This is a genomic window from Nocardioides sp. YIM 152588 (assembly GCF_040191335.1).
Lineage (GTDB): Bacteria > Actinomycetota > Actinomycetes > Propionibacteriales > Nocardioidaceae > Nocardioides.
The window spans coordinates 1-23,542 of record NZ_JBEGDJ010000013.1; the positions used below are offsets into that span (position 1 = coordinate 1).

The window sequence follows — 23,542 nt, forward strand, 5'->3', positions numbered from 1 at the left end:
GGTACGGCCCGGAGGGAGGCGAGGCGCGGAGCCGGACCGGCGCCGCGCGCTGTCCCGTTCGGGCGCGCCGCTGTGGGGCGCCGGCGCGGTGGCGGCCGTGGTGATGGTGGTCGGGGTGAACGGGAGCCTGGCCTCCTGGATCCAGGCGGAGGTCGCCAACGGCACGAACTCGGTCGCCTCGCGGACCGCGGTGATCCTCAAGCAGGACGCCCAGGGCAGCTGCTCCTCGGGCGAGCAGGCCTCGAACCAGAACTCGACGTGCACCAACGACCTGTTCGGCAGCCTGGTGCTGTCGCCGCTGGACGCCAGCGCGAAGACCTACGACGTGAAGTTCACGAACATCGGCAGCGCGGGCGGGACGTCCTTCACGCTGACGCCGGTCTCGTGCACCACGCAGCCGGTCGCCGGGTTCACGCCGACCTACACGGCGCCGTCGCTGTGCACCGCGACCGCGGCCGCGGGCAGCACCCCGGCGGTCTACGGGGTCCAGGTGCGGATGAACTGCGCCAGCGGCGGGACGTCGTACGGCGACAGCACGCCGTGGAGCGACACCGCCTGGAACCCCGGCCCCGACACCTTCCGCACCCTCGACTCGTTCGGGACGCGGACCTACACGAACACCGGCCACCTCGCGGCCGGTGCGACCTGGTGGTGCCGGTTCTGGCTCAAGCTCGACGCCAACGAGAGCCCGTACGCCCAGAACCTCGCCGTGACCGAGACGTTCCGCTGGACGCTCGCGACCACCTGAGCCGTGACGCCAGCAGCTGCCACGCCCGAGACCGCGGAGCGATCCGCGGCGGGTCGTCGCGCGCCGTCGACGGCGTCGCGCGCCGCCCGGCACCGCCGGCGGCACCTCACGCCGTGGCTGGTCTGGGGCACCCTCGCGCTCGTCGCGGCCGCGGCCTTCGCCTGGTACGCCGACGGCGGTCGGTGGGCCCGGGTGGAGACGCCGTCCATGGGCACGACCGCCCCGGTCGGCGCCCTGCTGTGGGTCAAGCCGACGGACTTCGACTCCCTCCGGCCGGGCGACTTCATCACCTTCGTGCCGCCGGGCAGCGACCTGACCTTCAGCCATGCCGTCGAGGCGCGCAACGCCGACGGCACGATCGCGACCCGCGGTGAGCTGAGCCCGACCGATCCGTGGCGCCTCGAGGCCGAGGACGTGCGGGGACGTGTCGTGATGGTGTGGAAGGGAGCGGGCTGGCTGGCCCTGATGGGGCCGGCGCTGCTCGCGGGTGCCGTCGCCATCGCGATCGTCCGACGGTTCGTCCGTGCCGGCGCCCGAGCCCCGGTGACGCTGCTGCTCGGCGCGGCGCTCCTGGCGCTGACGATCAGCTGGTACGACCCGCTGGTCGGTGCCCAGCAGCTCGCGTTCACCGCCGACGACGACGGATCGGCGACCGGAACCTTCGTCGGCACCGGCCTGCTGCCGGTCGAGATCACGGCGGACGGCGGGGACCGGGTACGGATCGGCGCGGGCGAGGTCGGCACCGTCGAGGCGGTGGCACTGGGCGCGGGCGAGCAGGACGAGCACCGCCTCGAGGTCAGGATCGCGCCGGTGCTCGCCTGGTGGTGGTGGGCACTGATCATCGCCGGCTGCTTCAGCCCTGCTGTCGTCTCCGCGGTGCGGGAGCGTGCGGCGCGTCACGGTGCGGTGGCCCCATGACCCGGCGACGCGGTCGCGCCACGCTGTGGCTGGGGGCCGGCGCGGTGCTGGTGCTCCTCGCGCACGGCGTGGTGTCGGGGACGCTCGCCGGGTGGGTCGACGCCCGGGTGGACAACGCCAGCGGTGCGCAGAGCACGGCGGGCGTGATCCTCCGGCAGGACGCGGTCGGCGGTGACGCCGGAGCGTGCTGGTCGTCGGTGAACACCGCCAACAGCAACTCGACCTGCACCAACAAGCTCTTCCTCGACCTGTCGGTCGCGCCCGGCGCCACCGCGTCCAAGCTGGTGAAGTTCTCGAACGTCGGCGCCGCCCACGGCAGGACCTTCACGGTCACCCCCGGTGGGTGCACTCCCACCCCCGCGCCGACGAACCTGTGCAACTACACCGAGAGCTCCTACGCCGCCTACGGCGCGGCCTCCCCGGCGATCTCGGGGCTCAAGGTGTCGATGGCCTGCGGGCCGACGAGCACGGGCCTCACGTGGGCGACGCCGAAGTACACCACCGTCTCGGCGGCGACCCTGCAGGCGGCATCGGCGCAGACCCACACCGTGACCGGCACCCTCTCCAGCGGCGACCTGCGGTCCGGCGCCTCCTGGTACTGCCAGTTCTCCTGGGTGCTGGACCGGAACACCGATCCCGCGTACGCCGGCACCTCGATCCGGCTCGACCTCACCTGGAGCCTGGCGACATGACGGGTCGGAGGCCGGGGGGTGCTGCGCTCGCTCTCGCCGCTGTGGTCCTGGGTGCGGTGCTCGCTGTCCCGGGTGCCCGGGCGGCGTGGAACGCGGCCGAGGTGAGGAACCAGGGGACCGGGGCCGAGGTGAGCGCGCTGTCCGGGCCGCCGTCGACCCTGCAGAACGTCACCTGCCCCGCCGGAGGCAACCTGGACAACAACAACGCGTACCGGTATCTGAAGTGGACCCCATCCGCGGACGCCGATGCCGTCGGCTATCGGATCTACCTCTGGGCGAACGACGGCCAGGCCACCACCCAGGTGGTCGACGTGATGGGCAAGTCGGTCAGTCAATGGTGGGTCGGAGACGTGGGCTCGTCGGCGATGCACTACTACGGCTACTACTACGGGTCCTACTACGGCGCCGTGCTCTCGGTGCGGACCCTCTACTACGCGAACGGGGTGGACGCCGCCGCGGGTTACTCCACCCGGCGCAACGGCTGGCGGCAGAAGTGGCCGGAGGGGCGCTCCATCTACAAGTACAGCGCCTACGACGCGTCCTGCACGTCGCCGTCGAACCCCTGGGGAACGAGCTGGATCCTCTGGGACCCCAACGACAAGGCGCGCAAGATCCCGGTCGACGAGGACTGCCCGGCGGGCAGGGGATGCACGGGGCCGGATCGCGGATGATGTGACGGACGTCTCAAGTGGGACGTCCCTAGGCCGATCACACCCCAGTCGTCGCAAGTCCTGGGGGGAGTGTGCGGTGGGTGCAACGGAGCGCTCGTCGGAGGCGCGCTGTGCCGCGATGTCGGCGTGGTCGCGGTGCGTGGCGGTGGCCACCTTGGCGGTGGCGCTCGGCCTGCTGGTCAGGGAGCGGACCCTGGCCGCGTGGATCGGCGCGGTCATGACGAACGGAACGAGCTCGGTGCGGTCCGAACCCGGCCCGAGCCTGTGGCCGCCGACCTCGATCCGCTGCGTGGACGGCTTCTACGCCAACTCGTCCATCCGGTGGCGCGCGCCCGCGACCAACGCGGGGCTGGTCGACGGGTACCGGGTGTACGTCTGGCCGGGCATCGACACGACGCCCTACACCTTCGACGTCGCCCCGAGCGCCGGCGAGATGAGCTTCTCGGTGCCGGCTGACTCGAAGTACTACGGGCCGGGACCCGGGGGATGGACCGGCGCCGGCATCTCCGTCCGCGCCCTCAAGGGCTACGGGACGGCCGGTGCGTCGACGCGCGTCGCCGGGTGGTGGCAGCTGTGGCCGCAGGGGATCTTCATGTACCGGAACCTCGGCTACTCCCAGTGCTCCATGGTCGGCGGGTACCAGTACTGGGACCCCAACGTCTGGGAGCCCTGGCACGTCCCGCCGAGCATGGACTGACCGCTGCGGGCGAGGGTCACGGGTCGGGCCTGGTGGGTGGGTCCGAGCACCCGTCGACTAGCGTCCGGCTGTGACCGGAACCGTCGGCGTCTTCGCGCTCCAGGGTGATGTCCGTGAGCACCTGCGGGTGCTCGAGGGGCTGGGCGTGCGTGCCAGGGGCGTCCGCCGCGCGTCCGAGCTCGACGAGTGCGATGCGCTCGTGCTGCCCGGGGGAGAGTCGACGACCATGGCCAAGCTGGCCCGGACCTTCGAGCTGCTCGAGCCGATCCGGCATCGGATCGGGGCCGGCATGCCGGTGCTGGGCACCTGTGCCGGGATGATCCTGCTCGCCGACCGGGTGCGCGACGGGGCGGCCGGCCAGGAGACGATCGGCGGCCTCGACGCCACCGTCCGCCGCAACGCGTTCGGACGCCAGGTGGACTCGTTCGAGACCGACCTCGACCTCGCCGGCCTCGACGACCCGGTGCACGCCGTGTTCATCCGGGCGCCGTGGGTGGAGGAGGTCGGCCCCGGCGTCGAGGTGCTGGCCACGGCGCACGACCACCCCGTCGCCGTACGGCAGGGGAACCTGCTGGCCACGTCGTTCCACCCGGAGGTCAACGGCGAGGACCGGGTGCACCGCCTGCTGCTGGATCTGGTCCAGCGATAGACTCGACGCCGCTGAAACAGCGCTGTTGTCGAGCGGGAAGTAGGGACGCATGTCTGGCCACTCCAAGTGGGCGACCACGAAGCACAAGAAGGCTGCGATCGACGCCAAGCGGGGCAAGCTCTTCGCGAAGCTGATCAAGAACATCGAGATCGCCGCCAAGATGGGTGGTCCCGACCCCGCCGGCAACCCGACGCTCTACGACGCCATCCAGAAGGCCAAGAAGCAGTCGGTGCCCAACAAGAACATCGACTCCGCGGTCAAGCGCGGCGGCGGCCTCGAGGGCGGCGGCGTCGACTACGAGACGATCATGTACGAGGTCTACGGCCCCCAGGGCGTCGCGCTCCTCGTCGAGTGCCTCACCGACAACCGCAACCGCGCCGCGATGGAGGTCCGCACCGCGGTCACCCGCAACGGCGGCACCATGGCCGACCCCGGCTCCGTCTCCCGCCTCTTCGTCCGCAAGGGCGTCGTCGTGGTGCCCAAGTCCCACGAGGGCACGGACGTGTCGGAGGACGACGTGCTGGAGGCGACCCTCGACGCCGGCGCCGAGGAGGTCAACGACCTCGGCGAGGCCTTCGAGGTCCAGTCCGAGGCCACCGACGTGGTCGCGGTCCGCACGGCGCTCCAGGACGCCGGCATCGAGTACGACTCCGCCGAGGTCCAGTTCGTCGCGACCATGGACATCCCGGTCGCCGAGCCCGACGCCGCGGCGAAGGTGTTCAAGCTCGTGGACGCCGTCGACGACCTCGACGACGTGCAGAACGTCTTCTCCAACGCCGACATCTCCGACGACGTGCTCGAGGCCATCGACGCCTGAGGTACGCCGGCCGCCCGGTGGTTGAGGTGCGAGCGAAGCGAGCCTCGAAACCACCACCACCGGGCGTGTCCGGCCCCGAAGCGCCCCGGCCGCCGGGTAGCCTGCGAACACCTGTTCGATCTGGCGACTAGGAGGCCGGGCATGCGCGTTCTCGGGATCGACCCGGGGCTGACCCGCTGCGGCATCGGTGTCGTGGAGGGGGCGCTCGGTCGCCCGCTGCGGATGCTCGACGTCGGAGTGGTGCGCACCTCGGCCCACCTCTCGGTGCCGGAGCGGCTGGTGACCATCGAGGCGGGGATCGACGCCCGGCTCGACGAGCACGAGCCGGACGCCGTCGCGATCGAGCGGATCTTCGCCCGGTCCGACGTCTCCACGATCATGGGCACGGCGCAGGCGGCCGGCATCGCGATGGTCTGCGCCGCCCGGCGCGGGCTCCCGGTCGCGCTGCACACCCCGAGCGAGGTCAAGGCCGCGGTCTCCGGCAACGGCCGCGCGGACAAGGCGCAGGTCGGCGCCATGGTGACCCGGATCCTGCGACTCGACGCCCCGCCGAAGCCGGCCGACGCCGCCGACGCGCTCGCGCTGGCCATCACCCACCTGTGGCGCGGGGGAGCCCAGGCCCGGATCGACGCGGCCGTCGCGGCCGCCCCCAGGACCGCCAACCGTCTGACCGCACGCACAGTTCGGAGCCCCCGATGATCGCCTTCGTCCGCGGCCGCGTCGCCGCCGTCACCCTCTCCAGCGTCGTCCTCGACGTGTCCGGCGTCGGCTACGAGCTGATGTGCACCCCGGCCACCCTCGCCACGCTCCGCGACGGGCAGGAGGCGACGCTGCCGACGAGCATGGTCGTCCGCGAGGACTCGATGACGCTCTACGGCTTCGCCGACGCCGACGAGAAGGCCGTCTTCGAGCTGGTGCAGACCGCGTCGGGCGTCGGCCCCAAGCTGGCCCAGGCCATCGTCGCCGTGCTCTCGCCCGACGGCATCCGGACCGCGATCGCCGGTGACGACGTCAAGACGCTGACCAAGGTCCCCGGCATCGGGCAGAAGGGCGCGCAGCGGATCATCCTCGAGCTCAAGGACCGCATCGGCGCGCCGACGGGTGGTCGGGTCGAGGCGCCGCGGACCACCGGCGCGGCGCCCTGGCGGGACCAGGTGACCCAGGCGCTGGTCGGCCTGGGCTACTCGACCAAGGACGCCGAGAAGGCGGTCGACGCGATCGCCCCGGACGCCGAGGCGATGAACGGCTCGGTCAACGTGAGCGTGCTGCTGCGCTCCGCGCTCCGCACCCTGTCGAAGGCCTGAGGACGGAGTTTCGATGCCCTTCCACGAGGACGAGCTCGAGGTGGCGGAGGAGACGCACCTGCGGTCGCTGACCACGGCAGAGGCGGACGGCGACGAGCGCGCCGTGGAGGCGGCGCTGCGCCCCCGCAACCTCGACGAGGTCGTCGGCCAGGCCCGCGTGCGCGACCAGCTCGGCCTGGTGCTCGAGGCCGCCCGCCAACGCGGCCGCGCGCCCGACCACGTGCTGCTCTCGGGGCCGCCCGGGTTGGGCAAGACGACCCTGGCGATGATCATCGCCGCCGAGATGGGGACCGCCCTGCGCCTGACCAGCGGCCCCGCGATCACGCACGCCGGCGACCTGGCAGCGATCCTCTCCGGCCTCAACGAGGGCGAGGTGCTCTTCGTCGACGAGATCCACCGGATGTCCCGGCCCGCCGAGGAGATGCTCTACCTGGCGATGGAGGACTTCCGGGTCGACGTCGTCATCGGCAAGGGGCCGGGCGCCACGGCGATCCCGATCGAGCTGCCGCCGTTCACCCTGGTCGGCGCCACCACCCGGGCCGGCCTGCTGCCCGGCCCGCTGCGCGACCGGTTCGGGTTCACCGCGCACCTCGAGTTCTACGAGCCGCACGAGCTGGACCGCATCGTGCACCGCTCGGCCGGGCTCCTCGGTGTGGAGCTCACCACCGAGGGCTCCGCCGAGATCGCCTCCCGCTCGCGCGGCACGCCACGGATCGCGAACCGGCTCCTTCGCCGGGTTCGCGACTTCGCTCAGGTCCGCGCCGACGGCGTCGTCACCGCCCCGGTCGCGCGCAACGCGCTCGACCTCTACGAGGTGGACGAGCTCGGACTGGACCGACTCGACCGCGGGGTGCTCGACGTGCTCTGCCGCCGCTTCGGCGGTGGCCCGGTCGGCGTCTCGACGCTGGCCGTCGCGGTCGGCGAGGAGCGGGAGACGGTCGAGGAGGTGGCCGAGCCGTTCCTGGTGCGCAACGGCTTCCTGGCGCGGACGCCACGGGGTCGCATCGCCACGGACGCCGCCTGGCGCCACCTGGGCATGGCCCCGCCCGCCGACTCCTACCTCGGCCGCGACCGGGGCGACGCGGACGACGACGCTCTCTTCGGCGACTGACCTGCGGCGACTCCGCTCGCTCGGCGGCGCGCCCACCTCGGAACCCCCTCGGTGCACGGGTGCGCGGGTGTGGCTGGCTACACTTGCCCGTCGGTCCGACCCTGCTCCGAGAACCCGGACCGGGTACCAACGTGCTGAGAGGCTTTTCGTGGAACTGATCTGGATCCTCGCGATCGCGGTGATCTTCTGGCTGCTGATGATCCGTCCCCAGCAGCGCCGGCAGAAGGCCGTCCAGCAGCTGCAGTCGAGCCTGGAGGTGGGTGACGAGGTCATGCTGACCTCGGGCATCTTCGGCTCGATCGTCGAGCTCACCGACGACCACGTCGGCGTCGAGATCTCGCCCGGCACGACCATCCGCGTCGTACGCGGCGCCATCAACTCCAAGGTGCAGCGCGCGGACGAGTCCGAGGCCGAGGAGACCGAGGACGAGTACGACGGCTACGACGGCGGCGACGCCAGTCCGGGGCAGGGAGAGGACTGACCCGATGGCATCCCGACGTCACCGGCCAGGCCGGACGCTCGTGGTCTTCTTCCTCGGTGTCGCACTCTGCTACGGACTGGTAGCGCTCACCGGGAACTGGAAGCCGGCGCTCGGCCTCGACCTCGAGGGCGGCACCAGGATCACCCTCGTCGCGAACGGCTCGCCGAGCGCCGAGAGCCTCGACGAGGCGCGCCGGATCATCGACCAGCGCGTCAACGGCTCGGGTGTCACGGAGGCGTCCGTGACCACCCAGGGCGACCAGTACATCGTCGTCGAGGTCCCCGGCTCGACCGAGAACCGCAACCAGCTCGAGGAGACGGTCAAGCGCCAGGCGCAGCTGCGGTTCCGCCTCGTCGCCTGCTCCGAGGCCGACCCCGGCCCGTGCGCCACCACGACGCCGGGCCTGGGCCGCGCGCCGCTGAGCCTGGCGGCCGACAAGGACGGCAAGAAGGCGGACAAGAAGGCCAAGGCCGACGAGACGGCCTCGCCGTCCGAGGGCGCCTCCGAGAGCGCCACCGAGCCCACCGAGACCGCGACCGACGCCCCCGCCGAGACCGACCAGGTCGTCCCGGGCGACGGCACCGCCGAGGGCGAGATCGCCTGGAGCCGGAGCCCGGACGCCGAGTCCATCGCGCAGTACAACAAGTTCACCTGCCGCGACGACGGTGTCCTGCTCAACGCCAAGGGCAACCCGGCCACCGTGACCGACGACCCGGACAAGCCGCTGGTCGCCTGCGCCGAGCCCGAGGACGGCATCACGCAGAAGTACCTGCTCTCGCGCTCCGTGATCGAGGGCACCGAGCTCACCGACGCCTCCGCCGGCATCCCGCAGAACCAGCTGCAGTGGGTCGTCAACATCGAGATGGGCAATGACAGCGACAAGGCCCACCCCCAGGGCTCGACGGGCGCCAAGGACGACTTCGCGACGATCTCGCGCGCCTTCGCGGGCACCGAGGAGCAGTTCGCGATCGTGCTCGACGGCCAGGTGCTGTCGGCCCCGGTGATGAACTCGGTGATCACCAACGGCAAGTCCCAGATCGAGGGCGACTTCAACGAGACGACGGCGACCTCGCTGGCCAACAGCCTCAAGTTCGGCGCGCTGCCGATCTCGTTCGAGAAGAACCCGACGGTCGAGGAGATCGGCCCGTCGCTGGCCGGCAACCAGCTCCGCGCGGGCCTCACCGCCGGCGCGATCGGCCTGCTGCTGGTGATGCTCTACTGCCTGGTCTACTACCGCGGACTCGGCGTCGTGGTCGTGGCGTCGCTCTTCGTCGCCGCCGGGATCACCTACGCGATGGTGCTCCTGCTCGGCGAGACGGCGGGCTTCACGCTCACCCTGCCGGGCATCGCGGGCCTGATCATCGCGATCGGCATCACGGCCGACTCGTTCGTCATCTTCTTCGAGCGGATCCGTGACGAGATGCGCGAGGGCAAGTCGATGCGGGTCGCGGTGGAGACCGGCTGGGCCCGCGCCCGGGTCACCCGGATCGCGGCCAACACGGTGTCGCTGCTCTCCGCGTCGGTGCTCTACATCTTCGCGACCGGCGCGGTGAAGGGCTTCGGCTTCGCGCTCGGTCTGTCCACCCTGATCGACCTCGCGGTCCTGTTCTGGTTCACCAAGCCGATGGTGTCCTGGCTGGCCCAGTTCAGGTTCTTCAACTCCGGCAACAAGTGGTCCGGTCTGAGCAAGGAGACGCTCGGCATGGACGCTCCGGTGCAGTACGCAGGAGGCAAGGCCTGATGGGCAAGATGTCGAGGCTCGGCAACGACCTCTACCAGGGCCGCAAGTCGTTCGACTTCGTGGGCCACCGCCTGCTCTGGTACGGCGTGACCGCCGTGCTGGTGCTGTCCGCACTGCTGGCGATCTACGTCAAGGGGCTCAACTTCGGCGTGGAGTTCGTCGGCGGTACGACGTACTCGGTGCCGGTGGGCTCCGGCAATGCCACGCAGGACAACGCGGACCAGCTGCGCGAGTCGATCGCCGCGGCCGACATCGGGGGCGCCGAGAACCCGGTGGTGACCACCGCCGGCGACGACGCGCTCACGGTGCAGATGGAGACCCTGGACGCGAGCGAGCGTGCTGAGGTCGACGCGGCCGTGATCGCCGAGTACCCGGACCTCGCGGTCGAGGACATCTCCAGGACCGAGGTCGGCCCGAGCTGGGGCAAGGAGGTCGCCCAGCGCGCCCTGATCGGCATCGGCGTCTTCCTGGTGCTGGTCGTCATCTTCATCTGGATCTACTTCCGGGAGTGGAAGATGTCCGTGGCGGCGCTCGTCGCGCTGTTCCACGACATCGCCCTGACCGTCGGCGTCTACTCGCTCTCGGGCTTCCAGGTGACGCCCGCGGCCGTCACGGGCCTGCTCGCGATCCTCGGCTTCTCGCTCTACGACACGGTCGTGGTCTTCGACAAGGTCAAGGAGAACACCACGACCCTGCGCAAGAGCACGCAGTCGTACGGCGACGCGGCGAACCTGGCGGTCAACCAGACCCTGGTCCGGTCGATCAACACGTCGATCGTCGCGCTGATCCCGATCGGCGCGATCCTCTACGTGAGCGCCGTCCAGCTGGGCGCCAGCTCGCTGCAGGACCTCGCGCTCGCGCAGTTCGTCGGCATGGCCGCCGGCGTCTACTCCTCGGTGATGCTCGCGCCGCGCGTGCTGGTGCACCTGAAGTCGACCGAGACCGAGGTGCAGGAGCAGGCCCGCCGGGCCCGTGCCAAGAAGCGTGCGATGGCCGACCGGTACGCCGCCGTGCCGGCGTTCGCCGAGGACATGCCGGTCGTCGACCAGGAGCCCGAGGTCCCGTTCGAGGGCGAGGACCAGGGGTTCACCGCCGTCGACGAGCCGGTCCCGGCGCAGACGCGGACCCCGTCGACGCCCCCGGCCGCCGGCAAGGGCCGGGTGCTGCCGACGGCGGCCCGCCCGGTCGACGAGAGCGGCTCGTCGGGACGCAAGCAGCCGGTCCGCCAGCCCCGCTCCAAGCGCGGCAAGAAGTAGGCGCGATGTCGGCCACGATCGCCGAGCTGATGGCGCGGCTCGTCCGGGACGTCCCCGACTTCCCGGAGCCCGGGGTGATGTTCAAGGACATCACCCCGCTGCTGGCCGACACCGACGCCCTGCGGGTCGTCGTCGAGGCGCTCGCGGCCGCCGGCCGCGGCGCCGACGGCGCCCCGGTGGTGGACAAGGTCGCCGGCCTCGAGGCCCGCGGCTTCATCCTGGCCGCGCCGGTGGCGATGGCGCTCGGCGTCGGCTTCGTGCCGGTGCGCAAGCCCGGCAAGCTGCCCGGCGAGACCCACGCCATCGCCTACGCGCTGGAGTACGGCGAGGCGACTCTCGAGGTCCACGCCGACGCGTTCGCCCCGGGGGAGCGTGTGCTGGTCGTCGACGACGTGCTGGCCACCGGTGGCACCGCCGCGGCAGCCGCCGAGCTGGTCCGCCGCTGCGGCGCGGAGCCCGCGGCGCTGGCGGTGCTCATGGAGCTCGGCTTCCTCGACGGTCGCGCCGCCCTGGGCGGCCTGCCGGTCGCCGCGCTGCACGCGGTCTGAGCCCGCCGCTCGACGTCTCGTGCCAGGTCGGGCCGGGACGTCGTCCCCAACCGGGCGCCTCCCGGGCGGGGAGGGACCGGCGAGGTCCTAGACTGGCGCAATGAGTGAGGAACGCACCGCGCCACGGCCATCGGCGGTGCGTGCGCGGCTGGCACGGATGGGCAGCCGCAACGGGGCCAACCCGGTGCTCGAGCCGCTCTTCCGCGCGGTCCGGACCAACCACCCCAAGGCGGACCTGGCGCTGCTCGAGCGCGCCTACGTCACCGCCGAGCGGCTGCACGGCGAGCAGAAGCGCAAGAGTGGCGACCCCTACATCACCCACCCGCTGGCGGTCACCACCATCCTCGCCGGCATCGGGATGACCGAGCCGACGCTGGTCGCGGCCCTGCTGCACGACACGGTCGAGGACACGCCGTACACGCTGGAGGAGTGCCGGCGCGACTTCGGTGACGAGGTCGCCCAGCTGGTCGACGGCGTGACCAAGCTGGACAAGCTGGTCTACGGCGACACCGCGAAGGCCGAGACGATCCGCAAGATGATCGTCGCGATGTCGCGCGACATCCGGGTCCTGGTGATCAAGCTCGCCGACCGGCTCCACAACATGCGGACCCTGCGCTTCGTGCCGCACAAGAGCCAGGAGCGGACGGCGCGGGAGACGCTCGACATCTACGCCCCGCTGGCCCACCGGCTCGGCATGAACACGATCAAGTGGGAGCTGGAGGACCTCGCGTTCGCCACGCTGCACCCGAAGATCTACGACGAGATCGTGCGCCTGGTCGCCGAGCGCGCCCCCGCCCGCGAGCACTTCCTGGCGGAGGTGATCAGCCAGGTTGAGCACGACCTGCGCGAGTCGAAGATCAAGGCGACCGTCACGGGTCGGCCGAAGCACTACTACTCGATCTACCAGAAGATGATCGTCGGCGGCCGCGACTTCTCCGACATCTACGACCTGGTCGGCATCCGCATCCTGGTCGAGGAGGACCGCGACTGCTACGGCGTCCTCGGCGTGCTCCACTCGCGCTGGAACCCGGTCCTCGGCCGGTTCAAGGACTACGTCGCGATGCCGAAGTTCAACATGTACCAGTCGCTGCACACGACGGTGATCGGCCCGCAGGGCAAGCCCGTGGAGATGCAGATCCGCACCTTCGCGATGCACCGCCGGGCCGAGTACGGCGTCGCCGCGCACTGGAAGTACAAGGAGGCCGGCCGAGCCGGGCAGGACACCGAGCAGCGCGGCGACCTCGACGACATGACCTGGGTCCGGCAGCTGCTGGACTGGCAGAGCGAGGTCGAGGACCCCGACGAGTTCCTGGAGTCCCTGCGCTTCGAGATCAACCGCGCCGAGACCTACGTCTTCACCCCGCGCGGCGACGTCATCGCGCTGCCGTCGGGCTCCACGCCGGTGGACTTCGCCTACGCGGTGCACACCGAGGTCGGCCACCACACCATCGGCTCCCGGGTGAACGGGCGCCTCGTGCCCCTGGAGTCGACGCTCGAGAACGGCGACGTCGTCGAGGTGTTCACCTCGAAGGCGCCCACCGCCGGGCCGTCGCGGGACTGGCTGAACTTCGTCAAGTCCCAGCGCGCCCGCTCCAAGATCCGCCAGTGGTTCACCAAGGAGCGGCGCGAGGAGGCGATCGAGAAGGGCAAGGACGAGATCGCCAAGGTGATGCGCAAGGAGGGGCTGCCGCTCAAGCGGCTGCTCAGCCACGAGTCGCTCACCCAGACCGCCGAGCAGTTCAAGCTCACGGACGTCTCCGCGCTCTACGCCGCGGTCGGCGAGGGCAACCTCGGCGCGCAGACGGTGGTCCGCAAGGTCATCGAGCTGCACGGCGGGGACGAGGGCGCCGCCGAGGACCTGGCCGAGGCCGTCACCATCACGGGTCGCTCCCGTCGTACCAGGCTGGCGTCGGGCGGCGAGGCCGGCGTCATCGTCAAGGGCGCCCCCGACGTGTGGGTCAAGCTCGCCCGCTGCTGCGCGCCGGTGCCGATGGACCCGATCCTCGGCTTCGTCACCAAGGGCGGCGGGGTGTCGGTGCACCGCAAGGACTGCACGAACGCCGCCAGCCTGCTCCAGCAGCCGGAGAAGGTGCTCGACGTCGAGTGGGCCCCGACCGGCCAGTCGACGTTCCTGGTCAACATCCAGGTCGAGGCGCTGGACCGCTCGCGCCTCCTCACCGACATCTCGATGGTGCTCTCCGACGCCCACCTGAACCTGCTCTCCGCGACCCTCAACACCTCCCGAGACCGGGTCGCGAAGCTGCGCTTCACGTTCGAGATGGCCGACGCCAAGCACCTCGACACCGTGCTGAACTCCGTGCGGTCCGTGCCCGGGGTGTTCGACGTGTACCGGGTGACGGCCTGAGGGTGGCTGGTGGGGGGGGGAATCACCGGTCGACCGGTGATTCATGCGCTTGACGGGCATTGCAGCGCCTGTCAAGCGCAGGAAGTGCCTGTCCGCTGGGGCGCCTGGGACTCGTGGGGGCGGGGCCCGGGCTGGGCCGGAAAACGTCCACAGCCCCCGCCGGTCCCGGTGGCCTCTCCACCACGGGGCGGCTCGGCCTCGGCACTGTCGCAGGTGCCGGGTCTGCTGCTCGCATGTCTCTCGACCACGATGACCCTCGACTGCTCCCCATCTCCCTCCGCCCGGACCTCCTGGCTCGCGGCCACACCGACCGTACGCTGACCGCTGCCGTGCGGCGTGGAACCCTGGCTCGGCCCCGCCGCGGCGCGTACGTCGATGGCCCGGCCTGGGCCGGCCTGGATCCGGTCGGCCGATTCGCCGTCCGTTCGCGGGCAGCGCTTTCGCAGTCCCGTGCGCCGGCCTCGCTCAGTCACACCTCCGCGCTGACGATGCACGACGCCCCGGTGTGGGGTCTCGACCTGGGCGACGCCCACCTGACCAGACACGATGGGAAGACGGGCCGCCGGGAGGCAGGCGTTTGTCAGCATCGCGGCGCTATCGATCCGGCCGACGTCGTCTCGGTGCACGGCGTCGACGTCACGGCGCCCGCCCGTGCCGTCCTCGAGGTGGGCACGATCGCCCGTGCCGAGCAGACGCTGGTGGTCGCGAACCACTTCCTCCACCGCCGACAGGTCACGCTGGAGGAGCTGGTCGATCGGTACGGTGCGGCGACGGAGCGGTGGCCCGGCTCACAGGCCACGCGCGTCGCGTTGCGCCTCGCCGATCGGCGAGTGGCGTCCGTCGGCGAGTCGCGGCTGTCGTACTTCCTCTGGTGGCATCGCTATCCGACCCCGATACCGCAGTTCCGCGTGTACGACGGCGACGTGCTGGTCGCGGAGCTCGACTTCGCCATCCCCGAGCTGGGGATATGGCTGGAGTTCGACGGTCGCGAGAAGTACCAGCGCTACCTGCGGCCGGGGGAGGACGTGACCGACTTTGTCGTGCGGGAGAAGGGACGCGAGGACCTGGTGGCCGAGCTGACCGGTTGGCGGTGCTTCCGGGTGACCTGGCCCCACCTGGCGGAGCCGGTGAAGCTCGACCTCCGGCTTCAGGCCTTCATCGATCGGGTGCTGCGGTCGCGTCGCGCGGGTTGACCACTTCTCTCCCAGGCGTCACACCGGACGGGCACTTCGGTTGCTCGACAGGCGTTGCACTGCCTGTCAAGCAACCGAATCACCGGTCGACCGGTGATTCCAACGCCGCCAGCCTCAGCTGAAGTCCGCGCTCGCCCGCTTCGCCATCTCCAGGAACGACCGCCGCCCCTCGAGATTCTCCTCGAGCTCACGGACCTTCTTGTCGTTCCCGGCGGCACGCGCAGCGTCGAGCGCAGCCTCGGTCTCGGCGATGGCGGACTCAAGCTTGGCGATCATGTCGTCGGCGCGCGCGGACTTCTCCGGGTCGGTACGACGCCACTGCTCGTCCTCGACCTTGCGGATGGCGTTCTCGATGGCGCGCATCCGGCCCTCGAGGTCCTTGATCCGGTCGCGGGGGACCTTTCCGGCCTCGTCCCAGCGGTCGGCGAGGTCGCGGAACGCCTCCTTGGTGGCGGCCAGGTCCTGGACGGGGAGGAGCGCCTCGGCCTCGACCAGGAGCGCCTCCTTGACCTCGGCGTTGGCTGCGAACTCCGCGTCCAGGGCGGCGTTCGCGGCGTCGCGGGCACCGAAGAACTGGTCCTGGGCGGCGCGGAAGCGGGCCCAGAGCTGGTCGTCGATGGCCTTCGGGGCGGGGCCGGCGGCCTTCCACTGGCGCATCAGGTCGCGGTAGCGGCCCGCGGTGGGGCCCCACTCGGTGGAGCCGGCGATCGACTCGGCCTCGGTGACCAGGCGCTCCTTGATGACGCGGGCGCCCTCGCGGCGCTCGTCCTGCTCGGCGAAGTGGGCCTTGCGGGCCTTGGTGTAGGCCGACCGGGCGGAGGAGAACCGCTTCCACAGCTCGTCGTCGGTGGCCCGGTCCAGACGGGGGAGCTGCTTCCACTGCTCGAGCAGCTCGCGGAGCCGGTTGGCGCCGTGCTTCCAGTCGCGGCCGCCGGCGATCGACTCGGCCTCGGAGGCGAGCTTCTCCTTGGCCTCGCGCGCCTCGCTGGAGCGGCGGGCCTTCTCGGCGCGTCGCGCGTCGCGCTGCGTCGCGATGACCGGGCCGAGCTCGTCGAGCTTGGCGCTGAGACCGGCGAGGTCGCCGACCGCGTTGGCGTCGGTCACCTGGCCGCGGACGGTCTTCACCGCGGTGGCTGCCTCGTCGGGGGAGAGCACGCCCGAGTTCACTCGGCGGTGCAGCAGGTCGACCTCCACGGCCAGGCTCTCGAAGCGCCGCGTGAAGAAGGCCAGAGCCTCTTCCGGGGTCGCGTCCGGGACCTGACCGACTGCCCGCTCGCCATCGGTCGTCTTCACGTAGACGGTGCCGTCGTTCTCGACACGTCCCCACTCCGAGTAAGTCACAGTGGGCCATGCTAGTGCCGAACTCGGCGGCCGATAGGCTGGGTCGGTGCTGATCGCCGGCTTTCCCGCGGGACCGTGGGGTACGAACTGCTACGTCGCAGCCACCGGAACGGGCACCGAGTGCGTGGTGATCGACCCCGGGAAGGACGCCTCAGCCGGCGTCGCCGAGGTCGTTCGCGAGCACCGGCTCAAGCCCGTCGCGGTGCTGCTGACGCACGGCCACATCGACCACATGTGGTCGGTCGCCCCCGTGGCAGGCACCTACGACGCGACCGCCTGGGTGCACCCGGCGGACCGTCACCTGCTCACCGACCCGATGGCCGGGATGAGCCGGGAGACCTCCCAGATGCTCCTCGGCGGCGACTACACGTGGGCCGAGCCCGACGACGTCCAGGAGCTCTCCGACGGGCGCACCCTGGAGCTGGCCGGACTCGAGCTCACGGTCGACCACACTCCGGGACACACCGGCGGGTCGGTCACCTTCCGGACCCCGTACGGCGACCAGGGGATCTCCCAGGTGATGTTCTCCGGCGACCTCCTGTTCGCCGGTTCCATCGGGCGCACGGACCTCCCCGGCGGGGACCATCCGACGATGCTGCGCACGCTCGCCGCGAAGGTGCTGCCGCTGGACGACGACATCGCCGTCCTGCCCGGCCACGGCGAGCAGACCACGATCGGGCGCGAGCGCGCCACCAACCCGTTCCTCCTCGACCTGCTGGACTCCGGTTCCGCCGGCAGCGTCACCCGAGGCCTGTAGAGAGACCCTGTAGCCCCTGATGAGTGCCAAGCCGACCCCGCTCAGCGGGTTCCCCGAGCTGCTGCCCGCCCAGCGCGTGGTGGAGCAGCAGGTCATCGACATCCTGCGCCGTACCTTCGAGCTGCACGGCTTCGCCGGCATCGAGACGCGCGCGGTCGAGCCCCTCGACCAGCTGCTCCGCAAGGGCGACACCTCCAAGGAGGTCTACGTCCTGCGCCGGCTCCAGGAGGAGTCGGCCGAGGGCCACGCCGGCATGGGCCTGCACTTCGACCTGACCGTGCCGTTCGCCCGCTACGTGCTGGAGAACGCGGGCAAGCTGGAGTTCCCGTTCCGGCGCTACCAGATCCAGAAGGTGTGGCGCGGCGAGCGCCCGCAGGAGGGGCGCTACCGCGAGTTCCTCCAGGCCGACGTCGACGTGATCGGCCGGGACACGCTCGGCTTCCACCACGACGTCGAGGTCACCCGGGTGATGGTCGACGCGCTCACCCGGCTCGACTTCCTGCCGCGGTTCCGGCTGCAGGTCAACAACCGCAAGCTCATCCAGGGCTTCTACCTGGGCCTGGGCGTGACCGACACCGACGAGGTGATGCGGCTGGTCGACAAGCTCGACAAGCTGCCCGCGGAGAAGGTGCACGCGATGCTGGTCGCCGAGGCCGGCATCGACGCGGCGACCGCGGACCGGGTGCTGGCGCTGGCCACCATCCGCACCGACGACGCCTCCTTCGTGGCCAAGGTCCAGGAGTTCGGCGTGGAGCACCCGATGCTCGCCGAGGGCCTCGACGAGCTGTCCCGCCTCGTCACCGGCGTGGCCGACCTGGCCGGTGACCGGGTGACGGTGACCGCCGACCTGTCCATCGCCCGCGGGCTGGACTACTACACCGGCACCGTCTTCGAGACGCGGCTGGAGGGCTACGAGTCGATGGGCTCGATCTGCTCCGGCGGCCGCTACGACGCGCTGGCCAGCGACGGGCGCAGCACCTACCCGGGCGTGGGCATCTCCCTCGGCGTCAGCCGCGTGGTGGTCCCGCTGCTGGCCAAGACCGGGATCACGGCCGACCGCTCGGTGCCGAGCGCCGTGCTGGTCGCGCTGGCCGAGGAGGAGTCGCGCCCGGCCAGCGAGCGGGTCGCCACCGCGCTGCGCGGGCGCGGCATCGCCTGCGAGGTGGCGCCGTCGCCGCAGAGGTTCGGCAAGCAGATCCGGTACGCCGAGCGGCGCGGCATCCCGTACGTCTGGTTCCCGCGGGACCCGGCCGACGACGACAGCGACCACCAGGTCAAGGACATCCGCAGCGGCGAGCAGTTCGCCGCTGACCCCCAGGCGTGGGAGCCTCCCGTTGAGGACCTGCGTCCCCGCATCACCCGCACCACCACATCCCCCAAGGAGACCCCGAAGTGATCCGCACCCATGACGCCGGCAGCCTGCGCCCCGAGCATGTCGGTCAGACCGTGACGCTGGCCGGCTGGGTGGCCAACCGCCGCGATCACGGCGGTGTCGCCTTCATCGACCTGCGCGAGACCAGCGGCGTCGTGCAGGTGGTGATCCGCGACGAGGAGGTCGCGCACCACCTGCGCGCCGAGTACTGCCTGAAGGTGACCGGCGAGGTCATCGCCCGCAAGGAGGGCAACGAGAACCCGAACCTGCCGACGGGCGCGATCGAGGTCGTCGCCGCGGACGTGGAGGTGCTGAGCGCCTCCGCGCCGCTGCCGTTCCCGATCAGCGACCACGTCGAGGTGGGGGAGGAGGCGCGCCTGCGCCACCGCTACCTCGACCTGCGCCGCACCGGCCCGGGCGACGCGATCCGTCTGCGCAGCAAGGTCAACCACGCCGCGCGCACCGTGCTGGCGGGCCACGACTTCGTCGAGATCGAGACGCCGACCCTGACCCGCAGCACCCCCGAGGGCGCCCGCGACTTCCTGGTGCCGGCGCGCCTGCAGCCGGGCAGCTGGTACGCCCTGCCGCAGAGCCCGCAGCTGTTCAAGCAGCTGCTGATGGTCGCCGGCATGGAGCGCTACTTCCAGATCGCGCGCTGCTACCGCGACGAGGACTTCCGTGCGGACCGGCAGCCCGAGTTCACCCAGCTCGACATCGAGATGAGCTTCGTGGACCAGGACGACGTGATCGCGCTGGGCGAGGAGATCGCGGCGGCGCTGTGGAAGCTGGTCGGCTACGACGTGCCGCTGCCGATGCCGCGGATGACCTACGCCGAGGCGATGGCGCGCTACGGCTCGGACAAGCCCGACCTGCGCATGGGCCAGGAGCTCGTGGAGTGCACCGAGTACTTCGCGAACACCACCTTCCGCGTCTTCCAGGCGCCGTACGTCGGCGCCGTGGTGATGCCGGGTGGCGCCAGCCAGCCGCGCAAGCAGCTGGACGCCTGGCAGGAGTGGGCCAAGCAGCGCGGCGCGAAGGGCCTGGCCTACGTGCTGGTCGGCGAGGACGGCGAGCTGGGCGGCCCGGTCGCCAAGAACATCACCGACGAGGAGAAGGCCGGCCTGGCCGCCCACGTGGGCGCCCAGCCGGGCGACTGCATCTTCTTCGCGGCCGGCGCCGTCAAGGCCAGCCGGGCGCTGCTCGGTGCCGCGCGCCTGGAGATCGGCCGGCGCTGCGGCCTGATCGACGAGGACGCCTGGAGCTTCCTGTGGGTGGTCGACGCGCCGCTCTTCGAGCCGACGGGCGACGCCACCGCGGCCGGCGACGTGGCGGTCGGCAGCGGGGCCTGGACGGCGGTGCACCACGCCTTCACCTCGCCGCAGGACGCCGAGACGTTCGACCAGGACCCCGGCAACGCCGTGGCCTGGGCCTACGACATGGTCTGCAACGGCAACGAGATCGGCGGCGGCTCGATCCGTATCCACCGCGAGGACATCCAGAAGCGCGTCTTCGAGGTGATGGGGATCGGCGAGGCCGAGGCAGAGGAGAAGTTCGGCTTCCTGCTCGAGGCCTTCAAGTACGGCGCCCCGCCGCACGGCGGCATCGCGTTCGGCTGGGACCGGATCGTCGCGCTGCTGGCCCGCACGGAGTCGATCCGCGACGTCATCGCGTTCCCGAAGTCCGGCGGCGGCTACGACCCGCTCACGGCGGCGCCGGCGCCGATCACGGCCGCCCAGCGCAAGGAAGCCGGTGTGGACGCGAAGCCGGCGAAGGAAACGCCGGTCGAGGCCTGAACGGCCTCAAGTTGTCTCGGTGACGATGGTCTCGGCCGCATGAGCGGCCGAGACCATATCGTTACCGCAGGGTGACCATCTGGCTGCCAGTGGTCGCTTAGAGTCCAACCGGCGCCAAACGGCGCCGCGAGTTTGTTGTGGACGGCGGAGGATGCGGCATGACGTTGCCGGCAGCTGACCTCTCGACCGAGGACCAGAAGGGTCCGGTCGGGGAGGGCGAGCGCAAGAAGATCGCGGGACGGTCTCCCACCCGGATCGCGTTCGACCGGCTCCGGAAGGACCCCATCGCGGTCACCTGCTTCGTGATCGTGGTGATCTTCTTCCTGATCGCCATCTTCGCCGACCAGCTGAACGCGCTGCTCGGTGTCTCGACCGAGACGGTGCGCGCCAGCGACTACGTCAACCTGACCACGGGTCTGCCGCTGACCGGGCCGCCGAACCACGGCTTCGACCCGGCGCACCCGTTCGGCGTCGCGCCGCTGGACGGCACCGACAACCTGGCGGTCTGGATCAAGGGCTGCCAGACCTCGCTGTTCCTGGCGACGATGGCGGCCGTCCTCTCGGTCACCATCGGGGTGGTCCTGGGCCTGCTCGCCGGCTTCCTCGGCGGCGCGGTCGACGCGGTCATCTCGTTCATGACCGACGTCTTCCTGACCTTCCCGTTCCTGGTCGGCGCGCTGGCCCTGGCCCCGATCATCAACGACCGCTGGGCGACGGACCCGGAGATGCTGAAGACCGTCAGCTTCTGGTCCCTGGTCGGCATCCTGACCTTCTTCGGCTGGATGACCGTGGCCCGCCTGGTCCGTGGCGAGGTGCTCTCGCTGCGCGAGCGGGAGTTCGTCAAGGCCGCCCGCGTGATCGGCGTGCCCACCCGCCGCATCCTCGTCAAGGAGATGCTGCCCAACCTGATCGCGCCGATCGTCATCTCCTTCTCCCTCGGCCTGCCGGCCTACGTCTCCGCCGAGGCTGGTCTGTCCTACCTCGGCATCGGCATCGTCGGTCGCGAGTCGTGGGGCCGCACGATCGAGGCGGCCACCCCCTGGTGGGAGCAGTACCCGCAGTACCTCCTGGCCCCGGTCATCGGGATCGCCGTCCTCGTGGTGGCGCTCAACCTGCTGGGGGATGCGATCCGGGATGCCTTCGACCCGAAGACGCGTCGTTGATCCCTCTCTGAACGTCGGTGTGCGCTATCTGCGCGTGCCTACGCAACAACAAAGAAAGGCTGGACAGATGATTCGCAAGAAGGCGTTTGCCGCAGGCCTCAGCGCCGCGGTGCTCACGCTTTCCCTTGCTGCCTGCGGTGGCAGTGACGAGGGCGACAGCGAGAACAGCGGCTTCACCGAGACCAGCGAGTCCGGTGGCAAGAACCCCGAGGCGGTCGGCCCCGCGCCGGAGATCGACGGCGCCCAGGCCGGCGGCGAGATCACCGTCCTCGCCCCGGACCCGGACGACGGCATCGACAGCCTGGACCCGGCCAGCCTCTGGTCGGTGACCGACAACGGCATCCTCCAGGACCTGGTGTTCCGCTCGCTGACCACCTTCCGCCAGAACGCGGACGGCGCCTACGAGCTGGTCCCCGACCTCGCCACCGACCTCGGCACCCCGAACGAGGACTTCACCGAGTGGCGCTTCACCCTGAAGGACGGCATCAAGTGGGAGACCGGCGACCCGGTCACCGCTGAGGAGGTCGCCTTCGGCATCAAGCGCTCCTTCGACGCCGACCGCTTCGGCACCGGCCCGGGCACCGCGTACTCCAAGCCCTACTTCGAGGGCGGCGAGGACTACAACGGTCCCTACGTCGACGGTGACAACTTCCCCGCGGTGACCACCGAGGGCAACGACATCATCATGAAGTTCGGCACCCCGTTCTCCGAGATGGACTACTACGCCATCTTCCCGGCGATCGGCCCGGTCCCGCTGGACGCCAAGCCCGACCAGTACAAGCTGAAGGCGCTGTCCACCGGCCCGTACAAGGTCGACAAGTTCGTCCCGAACCAGGAGCTCGTCCTGGTGAAGAACGACCAGTGGGACGCGGACACCGACCCGGCCCGCCGTCAGCTCGTCGAGAAGTACACCTTCAAGTTCGACGTGAACCCGCAGGTCGCCGCCGAGACCGTCTTCAGCGACGCCGGCGCCACCACCGTCGTGACCTCGATGCAGGCCACCGACTTCAACAAGGCGAACCAGCAGGGTCTCCAGGACCAGGTCGTCGTCGGCCCGCAGCCGTGCACGAGCTTCGTGATGCCGAACTACGACAAGGTCACCGAGCTCGAGGTCCGTCAGGCCCTCGCCTACGCCTACGACTACGAGAACGTGTGGTCCGCCGGCGGCGAGCTGTCCGGCGTCACCCGCGCCAACGGCGCCACCGACCCCGACCTCGGCTTCGGCCTCCTGCCCCCGGGCATGGCCGGTCGCCAGGTCTGGAGCGGCCCGTTCGACGAGCCGATCTCCTACGACCCGGAGAAGTCGAAGGAGCTGCTCGCCGAGGCCGGCTACGAGCCCGGTGAGTACGAGGTCTCCTTCGTCTACGACGGCTCGACCCCCGAGGGTGAGGCGTCCGCCGAGCAGCGCCAGCGCGGCTACGAGGAGGGCGGCTTCTCGGTGAAGAAGTACCCCTACACCGCGGGCAGCCTGTACGACGTCTGGACCGACCCGGACAACAAGCTGTACAAGCAGATCAACCTGCTCGGTACCGCCTGGTGCCAGGACTGGCCGTCGGCGTCGACCTTCCTGCCGCCGATCGTCGAGACCGGCTCGGCCTACAACACCGGCAACTTCTCGGAGGAGTCGGTCGACAGCGAGATCGACCGCATCCGTACGCTGCCGGTCGACGAGCAGGCTGACGCCTGGGGCGAGCTCGAGGTCACGCTGATGACCGACTACCAGCCGGTGATCCAGTCTGGCTACTACCAGAACATCTTCGGCTTCGGTTCCAGCATCGGTGGCTTCAACAACGACACCTCCGTCGGTGGCGCCCCCGACTACCGCTCGATCTACGTCAAGTGACCCTGGTCCACTGACACCGATCTGAGCCGGTAGGCCCAGCATGACCTCCCGGGTCCGGGCGGCGATCTGCCGCCCGGACCCG

At 70.9% G+C, this 23,542-nt stretch carries 22 protein-coding genes; 21 read left to right on the forward strand and 1 reads right to left on the reverse strand.

From position 1 onward, the window contains the following. The 16 genes from ABLM29_RS08765 to ABLM29_RS08840 form a co-directional block, all read left to right on the forward strand. On the forward strand, nucleotides 1-748 hold a 748-nt coding region (locus ABLM29_RS08765; protein ID WP_349713711.1), incomplete at its 5' end, for a hypothetical protein. Between the two features lie 3 nt (nucleotides 749-751). Next, a complete protein-coding gene (locus tag ABLM29_RS08770; RefSeq protein ID WP_349713712.1) occupies nucleotides 752-1,666 on the forward strand; it encodes a S24/S26 family peptidase in 915 nt (304 codons plus the stop codon). Next, a complete protein-coding gene (locus tag ABLM29_RS08775; protein WP_349713713.1) occupies nucleotides 1,663-2,358 on the forward strand; it encodes a hypothetical protein in 696 nt (231 codons plus the stop codon). The genes ABLM29_RS08770 and ABLM29_RS08775 overlap by 4 nt, the downstream gene beginning before the upstream one ends. Before the next feature lie 101 nt (nucleotides 2,359-2,459). Then, a complete protein-coding gene (locus tag ABLM29_RS08780; RefSeq protein WP_349713714.1) occupies nucleotides 2,460-3,029 on the forward strand; it encodes a hypothetical protein in 570 nt (189 codons plus the stop codon). Nucleotides 3,030-3,174: 145 nt separating this feature from the next. Further along, nucleotides 3,175-3,726, forward strand: coding sequence for a hypothetical protein (locus tag ABLM29_RS08785; RefSeq protein ID WP_349713715.1), 552 nt, complete (start codon nucleotides 3,175-3,177; stop codon nucleotides 3,724-3,726). Nucleotides 3,727-3,796: 70 nt separating this feature from the next. Then, complete coding sequence (gene pdxT / locus ABLM29_RS08790) at nucleotides 3,797-4,375, forward strand: pyridoxal 5'-phosphate synthase glutaminase subunit PdxT (protein WP_349713716.1); 579 nt, start codon at nucleotides 3,797-3,799, stop codon at nucleotides 4,373-4,375. Nucleotides 4,376-4,424: 49 nt separating this feature from the next. Beyond that, nucleotides 4,425-5,192, forward strand: coding sequence for a YebC/PmpR family DNA-binding transcriptional regulator (locus ABLM29_RS08795; RefSeq protein WP_349713717.1), 768 nt, complete (start codon nucleotides 4,425-4,427; stop codon nucleotides 5,190-5,192). Nucleotides 5,193-5,333: 141 nt separating this feature from the next. Continuing rightward, on the forward strand, nucleotides 5,334-5,891 hold the full coding sequence (gene ruvC / locus ABLM29_RS08800) for a crossover junction endodeoxyribonuclease RuvC (protein WP_349713718.1): 558 nt from the start codon (nucleotides 5,334-5,336) through the stop codon (nucleotides 5,889-5,891). Further along, nucleotides 5,888-6,496: a Holliday junction branch migration protein RuvA gene (gene ruvA, locus ABLM29_RS08805; RefSeq protein ID WP_349713719.1), complete on the forward strand. Its 609-nt coding sequence runs from the start codon at nucleotides 5,888-5,890 to the stop codon at nucleotides 6,494-6,496. Before ruvC ends, ruvA begins: the two co-directional genes overlap by 4 nt. A gap of 13 nt (nucleotides 6,497-6,509) precedes the next feature. Then, entirely contained in the window at nucleotides 6,510-7,607 is a 1,098-nt protein-coding gene (gene ruvB, locus ABLM29_RS08810) for a Holliday junction branch migration DNA helicase RuvB (protein ID WP_349713720.1), read from the forward strand. A gap of 148 nt (nucleotides 7,608-7,755) precedes the next feature. Then, complete coding sequence (yajC, locus tag ABLM29_RS08815; protein WP_349713721.1) at nucleotides 7,756-8,088, forward strand: preprotein translocase subunit YajC; 333 nt, start codon at nucleotides 7,756-7,758, stop codon at nucleotides 8,086-8,088. Nucleotides 8,089-8,092: 4 nt separating this feature from the next. Beyond that, nucleotides 8,093-9,829 carry a protein translocase subunit SecD gene (gene secD, locus ABLM29_RS08820; RefSeq protein ID WP_349713722.1) on the forward strand — a complete coding sequence of 579 codons (1,737 nt, stop codon included), beginning with the start codon at nucleotides 8,093-8,095 and terminating at the stop codon, nucleotides 9,827-9,829. After that, nucleotides 9,829-11,085, forward strand: coding sequence for a protein translocase subunit SecF (gene secF / locus ABLM29_RS08825; protein ID WP_349713723.1), 1,257 nt, complete (start codon nucleotides 9,829-9,831; stop codon nucleotides 11,083-11,085). Before secD ends, secF begins: the two co-directional genes overlap by 1 nt. Nucleotides 11,086-11,090: 5 nt before the next feature. Then, entirely contained in the window at nucleotides 11,091-11,633 is a 543-nt protein-coding gene (locus tag ABLM29_RS08830) for an adenine phosphoribosyltransferase (protein ID WP_349713724.1), read from the forward strand. 100 nt (nucleotides 11,634-11,733) lie between these two features. Further along, complete coding sequence (locus ABLM29_RS08835; protein ID WP_349713725.1) at nucleotides 11,734-13,998, forward strand: RelA/SpoT family protein; 2,265 nt, start codon at nucleotides 11,734-11,736, stop codon at nucleotides 13,996-13,998. A 233-nt stretch (nucleotides 13,999-14,231) separates the two neighbouring features. Beyond that, nucleotides 14,232-15,191: a hypothetical protein gene (locus ABLM29_RS08840; protein WP_349713726.1), complete on the forward strand. Its 960-nt coding sequence runs from the start codon at nucleotides 14,232-14,234 to the stop codon at nucleotides 15,189-15,191. Between the two features lie 114 nt (nucleotides 15,192-15,305). Here ABLM29_RS08840 and ABLM29_RS08845 read toward each other — a convergent pair whose 3' ends face one another. Next, nucleotides 15,306-16,532: a DUF349 domain-containing protein gene (locus ABLM29_RS08845; RefSeq protein ID WP_349713727.1), complete on the reverse strand. Its 1,227-nt coding sequence runs from the start codon at nucleotides 16,530-16,532 to the stop codon at nucleotides 15,306-15,308. 46 nt (nucleotides 16,533-16,578) lie between these two features. Between ABLM29_RS08845 and ABLM29_RS08850 the strand changes: the two genes are divergently transcribed. From ABLM29_RS08850 to ABLM29_RS08870, 5 genes are all read left to right on the forward strand, one after another. Beyond that, entirely contained in the window at nucleotides 16,579-17,289 is a 711-nt protein-coding gene (locus tag ABLM29_RS08850; RefSeq protein ID WP_349713728.1) for an MBL fold metallo-hydrolase, read from the forward strand. Nucleotides 17,290-17,308: 19 nt separating this feature from the next. Then, on the forward strand, nucleotides 17,309-18,685 hold the full coding sequence (hisS, locus tag ABLM29_RS08855; protein WP_349713729.1) for a histidine--tRNA ligase: 1,377 nt from the start codon (nucleotides 17,309-17,311) through the stop codon (nucleotides 18,683-18,685). After that, nucleotides 18,682-20,454 (forward strand): aspartate--tRNA ligase, encoded by a 1,773-nt coding sequence (gene aspS / locus ABLM29_RS08860; RefSeq protein WP_349713730.1) that lies wholly within the window; start codon nucleotides 18,682-18,684, stop codon nucleotides 20,452-20,454. Before hisS ends, aspS begins: the two co-directional genes overlap by 4 nt. Nucleotides 20,455-20,612: 158 nt before the next feature. Next, a complete protein-coding gene (locus ABLM29_RS08865) occupies nucleotides 20,613-21,617 on the forward strand; it encodes an ABC transporter permease (RefSeq protein WP_349713731.1) in 1,005 nt (334 codons plus the stop codon). 67 nt (nucleotides 21,618-21,684) lie between these two features. Continuing rightward, nucleotides 21,685-23,460, forward strand: a complete 1,776-nt coding sequence (locus ABLM29_RS08870) for an ABC transporter substrate-binding protein (protein ID WP_349713732.1) — start codon at nucleotides 21,685-21,687, stop codon at nucleotides 23,458-23,460. Nucleotides 23,461-23,542: the final 82 nt, after the last annotated feature.